Genomic DNA, 10,084 nt, shown 5'->3' with positions numbered 1-10,084 from the left:
GGTTAACAATAACTTCCGAGGCACCCTTCAAATAACTCGTAAACTGGGGCTAGTGCACGGATTGAAATCGTCAGCACGGGTCAAACTGAATGGCACGATCATTCCCCTCACTGCACCGCATGAGTTTCTGCCGGAACGAGGCTGTGCGATCTTGCGAATCTCCGGCCAGGCCACCATCGAGGTGGTACCATAACTGCGATCAGTACACCGTGTGAGGGGCGTATCACCGTGGGTATCATTCGCCTCGGTTCGCTAATGATTTGGGAAACCGTCGCCGTGCGCCTGATTATTATGCGTGATTATTTGTTGTCAACCCATTCAGATTGTCGTAGAATCGCTACTTCAAATAGACAGCAATACGTTATGGCAAACATAAATGCGAATCGCCGCTTATTTCTGAAACGCGCCGCCGTTGCGGCGGGCGCGCTTACCATCGCCCGTTACCTGCCCGGTCCCAACCTGCTGGCGGCCACGGCGGGCGGCAATAAACTCAACTGCGCCCTGATCGGTTGCGGCGGGCGCGGCATGAATCACTTGGAGGAATGCCTCAAGGAAAACCTGGTCGCCATTGTGGACCCGGATGAATCCAAACATGCCAAGGTCCAGAAATGGCTGAAGGACAAGAAGAAGACCGCCGGCAAATTCCAAACCTTCACCGATTACCGCCAGATGTTCGACAAGATGGCCAAAGGCATTGACGCCGTCTTCATCGCCGCGCCGAACCATCATCATGCACCCGCCTCCATGATCGCCATGCAAGCAGGCAAGGGGGTGTATTGCGAGAAACCGGTATGCCACGACGTCGCCGAGGCCCGCAAACTCCGCGAAATGGCCGTGAAATACAAGGTCGCCACGCAGATGGGCAATCAGGGACATTGCCAGGAAGGGTATCGGCGGTTATGCGAATTCATCTGGGCTGGCGTCGTTGGCAAAATTACCGAAACCCATAGCTGGACCAATCGCGCCAACGGCGGTCGTGGCCCACGCCCGGCCAAACTGCCCATCCCCGCTGGCATGGTCTGGGATTCTTGGGTTGGCCCGGCTCCGTATCGCGATTTCCACGGCGACCTCACTCCGCACGAATGGCATGGCTGGTATGATTTCGGCAACGGCGGGCTCGGCAATTTGGGCTGCCACGTGCTTGATGGCGTATTCTGGGCGCTCAAGCTGGAGCATCCCACGAGCTTTGAAACCGAAGAAATGTGGAATGGCACGAACGAACGCCTGCCAACCGGTTCGCGCGTCCGATGGGATTTCCCGGCCCGTGGCGACATGCCGCCTCTCAAGGCCTATTGGTACGATGGCCGCAAAGGTAACGAGGATCCCGGCGATGGCCCTAAAGAATACCATGAGGGCACCAAAGGACCGAAGAACCTGCCGCCTCTCATGATCGAGTTGCAGAAGAAATATCCCGATGAGGAGTTCGACAGCAGTGGCACGCTGTATGTCGGCGAAAAAGGCATTCTCTACACCGGCACGTATGGCGGGCGGATGCACATCATGCCCATCGAAAAGATGAAGGAAATCACCGAACCGCCCAAGACCTTGCCGCGCCCGCGCAATTGTTTCCAGGACTTCATTGAAGCCGTGCGCGCTGGCAAAACCGACACTGCCACCAGTTTCGACTACGGGACACGGCTTACGGAATTCACCTTGCTCGGCAATCTGGCTCAACATGCCGGCCCGAATAAAAAGGTGGAATGGGACGGCCCAAACATGAGGGTTACCAACCTGCCCGAGCTGAACAAGTTCGTGAAAATTGAGTATCGCAAAGGCTGGTAGATCGGCCTCTGCGGCGGTCCTGGTTCGTGGTTTCAACTTGTCGGAACCACGAACCGAGGTTATATATTAGTCATGAATCAGTCCGCTTATGGTATTGGTCAAGCCGTTTTTCTGAGAACGGATACGGCCGATTTTGCGGAAGAAACGGTGCCGTTCAAAACGCTGGAGGAGATGGTGGCGATCTGCTCCATACCCCGTGATAACCTGATTCTGGAAAAGGTGGTGGTCTATTCCATGCTGGAGGGCACCCCGGCAGCGGTCACGCTGTCGTTTGTCTCCGCCAGTCGTGGACAACGTCCCGGCGCGATGGAAACCGCCTACGGAGCCGACTAAGAAACGCCCTTCAATCAACAAACCTACACCGGGTTCGTCATCGGCAAAGTTTTTCAACGTATTCCCGCGCTGTGCGAATATCTTCGACCCGTTGGGTGCCAGCTTCGCGCTCGATGAACAGGTTGCCTTTGAAACCAATATCCTCCAGCGTTTTGAAGAATGCCTTCCACTTCACCTGGCCAGTGCCCAACACCACTTCCTCGCCCCACGTACCAGGCTGTTTGGTGACATTGGCGTCCTTGAGATGAATCTGCTTGATCCAGGGCCCCAAGAGTTTCATCGCCTTGATGGGGTCGCCGTTATTATAAAGCAACATGTTGGCGGGATCGAAATTCACGCCCACATTTTTGCAGCCGAGTTTTACCAGGAAACGGCTGAGTGATTCCGCCGGCTCCTGGCCGGTTTCAAAGGCCACTTGAATTCCCTGTTTGGCAAACGCCCCCGCGATCTTGCGCAGGCGCTCGACTAATTTGGCGAAGTTAGGATCGCTCTCCTCATGCGGCAGAAACCCGGCATGGAACATGACGATTTTGAAGCCCAGTTTCTTGGCTAGCTTGACGGTTTGCTGGACATGTTTCCAATTTTGATCCCAGGTGGCGTCCGGCACAATGCCGCCGGTTTTGCGGATGGATTCGAGCGTGGTGTAATCTTCTCCCACGCAGCCAAACATGCCCGCGACCAGTTTGACCCCATGTTTCTCCGCCAAGGCGGGTAGGCGAGACCACCCGCGCGGCTGCTCGCGCAGGGGATCCAACGCCAACAGCACTCGTTTGATCCCCGCAGCCGCCAGCTTTTCGATCAATTCCTGCGGCGATTGCGGTTGCATAGACCAACTGCACACACCGAGCCGTGATGTTATTTTCTGCATGAAACTAGGATGAACAATACGCTGGTGCGTTTCAAGCAAAAGATGAACGAGGCTAAAACACCAATTCCCGCAAGGCGTTAATCACCGTTTCCACGGTAATGCTCGTCATGCAACGGAAGTCCACCGGACATTCGCGCAAAAAACAGGGTGAGCAGACCACGCGGCCCTGCAACAACCGATGGCGGGTGTCACCGGGCAGACCGGGAGCGGTCAACTCGGGACTGGTGCTGCCAAACAGGGCTACCACCGGAGTGCCCACCGCCGCCGCGACGTGCATGGGACCGGTGTCATTGGTTAATACAGCACAGCAGGTTTTTAAACCCGCGCATAACTCGCGCAGGCTGGTGGCTCCCGCCAAATTTGCGCAATGGACGCCGCTTGCAGTCAATTGACTGGCGATCTGCGCGGCAATTTCGGCGTCGCCGCCCCCCCCAAAGATCACCCAGCGACACGGCCTAGTTTGGTTCATCCGCCGGACGACTTCCACAAATCGTTCCGCCGGCCAGCGTTTGGCCGGTCCGTACTCCGCCCCCGGCACCATGCCGAGCACCGCTTCGCCCGCTTTGGTGCCCATGCGGTATTGGAAATTGATCACCTCTTCCTCGCGCACCGCGATGAGCGGCGCGCAGAGGGCGGTACTGGCCCCCACCGCGCCCACCAAGTGCAGGTATTGATGGATATGATGCGTATTCAGCGACAGAACCGGTGGTTGGCTGGATGACGCGTCGCTCGCCAGGAGTCCCTGGATTTCTTGCGGCGTGCGTTTGCGCATGGTGAGATGGCCGGGCCGATCCGTTACCGCCTCGGTCAGGAACGCATTGCGCCAGGGCCGGGAATACCCGACGCGGCGGGGGATTTCTGCCAGCCACAACTCGATGGCAGAACGCGGCGAATTGGGGAGAATAATCCCCAGCTCAAACCGGTGTGCTTTCAGGTGCTGCCCCACGCTCCATGGAAATTCCTTCGCCCCAAAAGTCAGCACCTCGTTCACCGCTGGGTGATCCTGCCAGAGGTCGGCCAGTTTATCCTGGGTCAACAGGGCAATATGCGCATGAGGAAACGCCTCGCGCAACCGCAGCAAGGCCGGCGTGGTCATCACCGCGTCGCCCAGCCAGTTGACGCCGCGCACCAGAATGCGCTCTGGCCCGGCCCGGGAAAGACGGTCGGTGTTCACGGTTCACCTCCGACGTCATTGGGTTCAGGGGGATGTTCCGGGCGCGGTTTGCGGCCCAACGTTTTCCACCGATTATGCACCCAGAACCAGTTGGCTGGATCGCGCCGCACGGCTGCTTCGAGGGCGCGGTTCACATCGAGCATGATGTCCTCCACCGGGCGCGGTTTGCCATCCACATGCGTGGGGATTTCGGCACCGACTTCCAGACGCCAGCGGGCGGGGGCCAGGCGAAAACAGAAGCCCATGTAGAGGGGCAGTTTATAACGCAACGCCAGCACCGCCGGAGCCGGGTTGGTGGAACAGTCGCGTCCAAAAAACGGCAGGCACAAGCCGCGCTGGCCACCATGCTGGTCCGCAAGCAGACCCAGCAGCAGGTTTTTGCGTTTCATGGTGGCGCGCAATTCGTCGCCATCCAGACGCCGCTCAAAGAAGAGGCAGCCCGAGCGCTCGCGCAGGGATTGCATGAGGCGGTTGAGCGCCGGCTGGCGCAAGGCCCGGTAGGTGGTGGCGAACTGGAATTGCGGCAGGCGCATGACGGCGCGGGCGTAAATCTCGAAGTTGCCAAAATGGCCGATGGCCACCACCCGGCTGTGCGGTTCCGGGCCGGCTTCTTTCGGGACCAGCGTTTCGACGCGAACAAACTCAAGATGCCGCTCCAGAGCGGCGGCGGACATGGTGGAAGTCTTGATGGCGCAGATAAAGCTCTCGCCAATCCGCTGGAAGTTTTCGCGCACCAAGGCCTTGACTTCGGCGGCGGATTTTTCCGGGAAACATAGGGCGAGATTACGCCCGGCCACCCGACGGTGCCGGGCATCCAGGAAGTAAAACAACCCGCCGCCCAAGCGGCCCAGCCGGGCCACCCAGATCAGCGGCAGCGCCTCGACCAAGGCAATCAAACCGCGCGCCAGCCAGTAGAGGACGGTTTCCATGGCTTACCGGAAGCAGATGCGCCGCACGCACTCGTTGAAGTCTTTGGCACCCGCAATGATTTTGATTTCCACACGCACAAAATACATCGGCAAATCGCGGCGGTCCAGTTTGGGAATGCGCACCGCGTCCTTCTGCGTGGTGATAATCATTTCGGCCTGCCGTTTTTTACCGCGATTGATGGTGTTGAGAACTTCCTGCTGGGTGAAGCGGTGATGATCCGCAAAGCGTTTGGAATAAACCAACTCCCCGTGCAGCCGCACCAGGCTGTTTTCAAAGCTTTCCGGCTGGGCAATGCCGCTCAACGAGGCGACCTTTTTGCCGCGCACCAGGTCCAGCCCGAACCGGTCGCCGGTATAGACATCCTCGAAATACAGCGGATGATGCACGCATTCAATGACCGGCGCGGTGGGGTTCAACTTGGCGATGCGCGCGCGCAGGCCAGCCGTGTTACCATCGCTCTTGGTGATGAAGATGGTGCTGGCGCGAGCCAGGTGCTTGGGCGGCTCCCGCAGCGTGCCGCGGGGCAACAAGTGCTCATTGCCAAACGGTTGCTGACAATCCACCAGCACCACGTCATGACGGCGTCCGCGCAACTTCCAATACTGATAACCATCATCCAACAGCAGCGTATCGCACCCAAATTTTTCGATGGCATATCGCCCGGCCTTCACGCGATCCTTGTCCACCAACACCACCACATCTTTGAGATTGGAGGCCAACATAAACGGTTCGTCTCCCGCCATTTCAGAATCCAAGAGCAGCGATCGGCCATCGGAAACGACCCGGGGGGGCGAATGAATCTCCTGAAATAGCAATTTATTCATCAAGCGCTTGGCCAATGGCGGCGGCTTGGACCGGTACCCACGGGAAAGAATGGCGACCGTACGACCCTGGTCTCGCAATTCGCGGGCAAACTTTTCGACCACCGGCGTTTTGCCCGTCCCGCCCACGGACAAATTGCCAATGGCGATTACCTGCACCCCCAGGGTGGTATCCCGAAAAATCCTTACATTATAGAGAAATTGGCGGGTTTTGACGATCACCTCGAACACTTTGGATAAGCCGAAGAGAGCCCCGCGCACAGCGGAAGCCAAACGGTCACGCCGTTCGCCGAAGATGACCTCCAGTACGTACGTTTCCGCTTGTTCCACCCATTGTCGCCAAGTCTCGCGCATTGCCTGGGCAGTGTGCCAACCCCTCGGCAAATGGGCAAGCTTTGGTCTGGAAATTTTCCAATCGAGGTGGTGTGGCTAAAATCTGTTTTTCGCGGATGACTTTGGGAAAGAAAGCGGTTACAGTGGGATAAAGTTTATGCCTGCAAAGGTCATATTGAAAGTTGTGGAAGGCCCGTTGACTGGACAACAGTTCGCGTTCGATGAGCCAGCGTCATGCATTCTGGGGCGCAGCCCGGACTGTGTGCCGGTGTTGCCGAGCGATAAAGCGCATGAGACGGTCTCCCGCCACCATTGCCTGCTGGAAATTAATCCGCCCGACGTCCGGATTCGGGATTTCGGCAGCATGAACGGCACCCATGTCAACGGCAAGAATATCGGCCAGCGCGAACGGGGATCGCGAGTGGAAGACGCCAAGAATCTAATCCTGCCCGAGCACGATTTAAAAAACGGGGACGAGATTCGCCTGGGGGTAAGTGACTCACTGATCCGTATTACCGTGGTTACCCCGGCGCGCTGCCAGGGATGTACCATGAATATCCCGGAGGACCAACTGGCCAACGCGGAGCGTTCCACCGGTGTGTTCTTTTGCAATGCTTGCTGGGAGAAGGCCAAGCAGGCCCCCTTGCAGGCCAATAAACCCGGAGCGTTGCCGGCACCAGCCAACCGGCCGCCTCTGGGAAACCGCCCGGCGGCTCCGCCAGCAAAGCCTTCCCCGCCCGTTGCCTTGCCCGCCAAGCCGGTCAGTCCACCGCTGATTTTCCCGACTCCGCCACCTATCCCCGCAGCGGCAGAAAAACGCTGCGCCCGTTGCGGTACCGATGTTTCGGCGCAGGTTGGCGCGTTGCGGGATGGCGAATTTGTTTGTGAACGCTGCAAAGGCAACTTGATGGATATTGCCTCCGAGATATTGCAGGTGGAAACCAGCATTCATGGCTATACGCTGGTGCGTGAATTGGGTAAAGGCGGTATGGGGGCCGTTTATCTGGCGCAAAATACGGCCAATAATGAGTATGTGGCCCTCAAGGTCATGCTGCCGCGGGTCGCGGTGGAACCGCGAGCCAAGATGGCGTTTCTCCGGGAGATTGAAAACACCGCTGCCTTAAAGCACCAAAACATTGTGGCGTTTCGGAATTCCGGCTGTTCCAGCGGCTCGTACTACTTTGCCTTGGAATTCTGCAACTGTGGCAGCGTGGATAAATTGATGCTGAGCCGTGGTGGCAAGTTATCCGTGGACGAAGCCGCCCCGATTATCTGCGAGGTTTTGGATGCTCTGGAATATGCGCACAATGCCCATATTCCCAGCGTGCGCACGGCCAACGGTTCGTATGCACCCGGGCAAGGGTTGATCCATCGCGACCTGACCCCGCATAACATCCTCCTGCACGAAGAGGATGGCATGCGCACCGCCAAAATTGCGGATTTTGGGCTCAGCAAGGCGTTTAATCAGGCAGGCATGACTGGCTTTACCCGTACCGGAGATGCCGCCGGGAAACCTTTGTACATGCCGCGCCAACAGGTGGTGAATTTCAAATACGCCCAGCCGGACGTGGATGTCTGGGCGGCGGCCGCGACCCTGTATGCGATGTTGACGGGGTGTCCGCCGCGCGATTTTCCGCAAGGCAAGGATGTCTGGCAATTTGTGCTGCAAGCCAACGCAGTGCCGATCCGTGAACGGGATCCCGCCATCCCCGCCAAAGTGGCGGAGGTTATTGACACCGCCTTGAAGGACGCGCCCGATATTTATTTCAAAACCGCCGCTGAATTTAAAAAAGCGTTAATGAAAGCTTTATAATGATTTCACTGCAACATGCCGGACTTACGGATCAAGGCCGGGTCCGGGAGAAAAATGAGGACAATTGGGTGGCGTTCCCCGAGGAGGGAATCTTCATCGTCGCCGATGGCATGGGCGGGCAGTTTGCGGGGGAAGTGGCATCGCAACTGGTGGTTGACCGCTTGCCGGGGTTGCTCCGCACGGCGTACCCGGTGCAGGGTGGGTTGAGCGTGCCTAAAATAAAGAACAATCTGCTCAAAGCGCTCACCGAGATGAGCCTGACCATGAGCGCCCAAGCCCGGAGCAAACCGGAGTTGACCGGCATGGGTTCCACCGCCGTATGCGCGGTATTCCAGGATGGCTACGCGTATGTTGGCTACCTGGGCGACAGCCGGGCTTATCGCTTTCGCGAGGGCAAGTTGAAACGTTTAACTCATGACCATTCCATTGCCCAGTTGCTCATTGATGCCGGCGAACTCACGGAAGCCGAGGCGATGACGCATCCCGGCCGTTCGCGCTTGACCCGCCATGTCGGCATGGAGGGGCAGCCGCTGCCGCAAATGCGCGATTTACGCGCCAGCCCGGGGGATATTTTCCTGCTGTGTTCGGATGGCTTGACGGGCATGTTGGCCGACGCGGAGATTGAGGGGATGCTCGGCTTGGATGGCGGCCTGGAGTACAAATGCCGCGCCTTGGTGGAGGCCGCCAACAGCGCGGGCGGTCATGATAACGTGACGGTGTTGCTGATCCAAGTGGTGGAAGAATAGCACCGAGGTTTTACGCCGGTGGTTCCCCAAAGCAATGGGCGACATACCGGCTGACCTTCAGTTCCTTCGACCAATAATCGGGAGCGAGTCCGGCTTTGCGTTTGAGTTGCCGCCAAAACTCACGCTTTTCAGGCAAGTCTTCCCAAACCGCTGGCAAAAAGGTTCCGCGATGCGACCAGTCTTCCAACACCAAACCGTCAATCCCCGGACGAATTTGCGCCAGTAAATCCTCCTCGGAGGTGAAGTTCATGGGCACCGCCTCGCTCAGCACGGATATCTGGATCTTCACTGCCTCCAACTCGGCCCAAGTGAGCGGGGTAAACCGCGAGTCAGTCATAGCGGAGTAATACGCGTGTTGCGCCACATTTTCCACCAGGGAGCGGTTCGCTTCCAACGTGCCAATACATCCCCGCAGGTTGGCGCCAAGGTGCAGGGTGACAAACACTGCCTTGGGCGCGCGCAACGCGGCTGGATACTCTGCCGGATTCACCTCCAACGGCCGCCGGAACTGCAACCCATGCTCCATGGAGCGGCGCGCCAGCTTCAGCAGAGTCGTCTCTTCTTCCCGGGTCAAAACGACCACTGGATGTTGTTCATGCGTCATCGTTGTATGCCGGTGGACACTACTCTTCCCGGCGTCCGGAATAAAGACAAAACCGGTCGCAAAGCGGATTACTGCGGAAAGCCCGGCAGGGCACCACGCATCGTAATGATCCGCGTTGAAACAAACTAAAGCTCATGCCGCAAGCAAAGCGGGGAACCCGCCCCGCGTCAAGCGGACAACGAAATGGATCATGCCAGCTCAATCGCTTGCTTTTTCAGATTGACGGACAGTGCTGTAAGCATTAGGATGCCTTCATGAACCTCATGCAAAAGCAAGGTAGCTTAAGCGTCATACGCTCAGTGACGCATAATAATCTGTTTTCATCCGTTGAAACCCTGTTGAAGAAAGGCGTTGCGTTGGTGGCGCTCGTAACCGTCCTGAGCGGCTGGGTGCAGGCGCAAAGCAAACCGGGCTTGAGATTACAACTCTATTCGCGAACTAATGCGGGGCTAACCATTACAGGTCAGGTGGGAACGGCCTGCGCCATTCAAATGGCAACGACCTTATCAAATAATAACAACTGGGGAATGCTAACTAATGTTACTCTCGTGGCTAATCCGCACCTTTGGGTGGATGCGAGCAGCCCGGCCATCGGACAGCGGTTCTATCGGGCGATCGTGGTGCCGACTAAGTGCTTATCCGTAAATAGATATTGTCTGTCGCCAGCAGATTATGGCTGC

At 57.7% G+C, this 10,084-nt stretch carries 11 protein-coding genes; 6 read left to right on the top strand and 5 right to left on the bottom strand.

Features of this window, described 5'->3' with window-relative positions:
• The 3 genes from WCO56_26885 to WCO56_26875 all read left to right on the top strand — a co-directional run.
• On the top strand, positions 1–193 hold a 193-nt coding region (locus tag WCO56_26885), incomplete at its 5' end, for a hypothetical protein (protein MEI7733226.1).
• 170 nt (positions 194–363) lie between these two features.
• Positions 364–1,782: a Gfo/Idh/MocA family oxidoreductase gene (locus tag WCO56_26880; GenBank protein MEI7733225.1), complete on the top strand. Its 1,419-nt coding sequence runs from the start codon at positions 364–366 to the stop codon at positions 1,780–1,782.
• 72 nt (positions 1,783–1,854) lie between these two features.
• A complete protein-coding gene (locus WCO56_26875) occupies positions 1,855–2,115 on the top strand; it encodes a hypothetical protein (protein MEI7733224.1) in 261 nt (86 codons plus the stop codon).
• 37 nt (positions 2,116–2,152) lie between these two features.
• On the opposite strand, the gene WCO56_26870 is transcribed toward WCO56_26875, so the two are convergent.
• From WCO56_26870 to lpxK, 4 genes are all read right to left on the bottom strand, one after another.
• Complete coding sequence (locus tag WCO56_26870) at positions 2,153–2,941, bottom strand: sugar phosphate isomerase/epimerase family protein (protein ID MEI7733223.1); 789 nt, start codon at positions 2,939–2,941, stop codon at positions 2,153–2,155.
• A 94-nt stretch (positions 2,942–3,035) separates the two neighbouring features.
• Positions 3,036–4,157 (bottom strand): lipopolysaccharide heptosyltransferase II, encoded by a 1,122-nt coding sequence (gene waaF / locus WCO56_26865; protein MEI7733222.1) that lies wholly within the window; start codon positions 4,155–4,157, stop codon positions 3,036–3,038.
• Positions 4,154–5,086: a hypothetical protein gene (locus tag WCO56_26860; protein ID MEI7733221.1), complete on the bottom strand. Its 933-nt coding sequence runs from the start codon at positions 5,084–5,086 to the stop codon at positions 4,154–4,156. The genes waaF and WCO56_26860 overlap by 4 nt, the downstream gene beginning before the upstream one ends.
• A gap of 3 nt (positions 5,087–5,089) precedes the next feature.
• Positions 5,090–6,262 carry a tetraacyldisaccharide 4'-kinase gene (lpxK, locus tag WCO56_26855; protein MEI7733220.1) on the bottom strand — a complete coding sequence of 391 codons (1,173 nt, stop codon included), beginning with the start codon at positions 6,260–6,262 and terminating at the stop codon, positions 5,090–5,092.
• Positions 6,263–6,398: 136 nt separating this feature from the next.
• On the opposite strand from lpxK, the gene WCO56_26850 reads away from it, so the two are divergent.
• Positions 6,399–8,054: a protein kinase gene (locus WCO56_26850; GenBank protein MEI7733219.1), complete on the top strand. Its 1,656-nt coding sequence runs from the start codon at positions 6,399–6,401 to the stop codon at positions 8,052–8,054.
• Complete coding sequence (locus WCO56_26845; protein MEI7733218.1) at positions 8,054–8,800, top strand: protein phosphatase 2C domain-containing protein; 747 nt, start codon at positions 8,054–8,056, stop codon at positions 8,798–8,800. The genes WCO56_26850 and WCO56_26845 overlap by 1 nt, the downstream gene beginning before the upstream one ends.
• A gap of 10 nt (positions 8,801–8,810) precedes the next feature.
• Here WCO56_26845 and amrA read toward each other — a convergent pair whose 3' ends face one another.
• The gene (amrA, locus tag WCO56_26840; protein MEI7733217.1) at positions 8,811–9,404 is read right to left on the bottom strand and encodes an AmmeMemoRadiSam system protein A; all 594 of its coding nucleotides are present in this window, start codon (positions 9,402–9,404) and stop codon (positions 8,811–8,813) included.
• 254 nt (positions 9,405–9,658) lie between these two features.
• On the opposite strand from amrA, the gene WCO56_26835 reads away from it, so the two are divergent.
• Positions 9,659–10,084 (top strand): hypothetical protein (locus WCO56_26835; protein ID MEI7733216.1); only part of this gene is annotated, 426 nt, incomplete at its 3' end.

It is taken from the genome of Verrucomicrobiota bacterium, from assembly GCA_037139415.1.
Classification (GTDB): Bacteria; Verrucomicrobiota; Verrucomicrobiia; order Limisphaerales; family Fontisphaeraceae; genus JBAXGN01.
Note: the sequence above shows the minus strand (reverse complement) of the source record. Positions and strands in the feature narration are given on the sequence as shown.

What these genes read in the sequence shown, in the direction of transcription:
- amrA (MEI7733217.1), bottom strand. Translation starts at nt 9,404, where the DNA reads ATGACGCATGAACAACATCCAGTGGTCGTTTTGACCCGGGAAGAAGAG.
- WCO56_26870 (MEI7733223.1), bottom strand. Translation starts at nt 2,941, where the DNA reads ATGCAACCGCAATCGCCGCAGGAATTGATCGAAAAGCTGGCGGCTGCG.
- WCO56_26880 (MEI7733225.1), top strand. Translation starts at nt 364, where the DNA reads ATGGCAAACATAAATGCGAATCGCCGCTTATTTCTGAAACGCGCCGCC.
- lpxK (MEI7733220.1), bottom strand. Translation starts at nt 6,262, where the DNA reads ATGCGCGAGACTTGGCGACAATGGGTGGAACAAGCGGAAACGTACGTA.
- WCO56_26850 (MEI7733219.1), top strand. Translation starts at nt 6,399, where the DNA reads ATGCCTGCAAAGGTCATATTGAAAGTTGTGGAAGGCCCGTTGACTGGA.
- WCO56_26845 (MEI7733218.1), top strand. Translation starts at nt 8,054, where the DNA reads ATGATTTCACTGCAACATGCCGGACTTACGGATCAAGGCCGGGTCCGG.
- WCO56_26860 (MEI7733221.1), bottom strand. Translation starts at nt 5,086, where the DNA reads ATGGAAACCGTCCTCTACTGGCTGGCGCGCGGTTTGATTGCCTTGGTC.
- WCO56_26875 (MEI7733224.1), top strand. Translation starts at nt 1,855, where the DNA reads ATGAATCAGTCCGCTTATGGTATTGGTCAAGCCGTTTTTCTGAGAACG.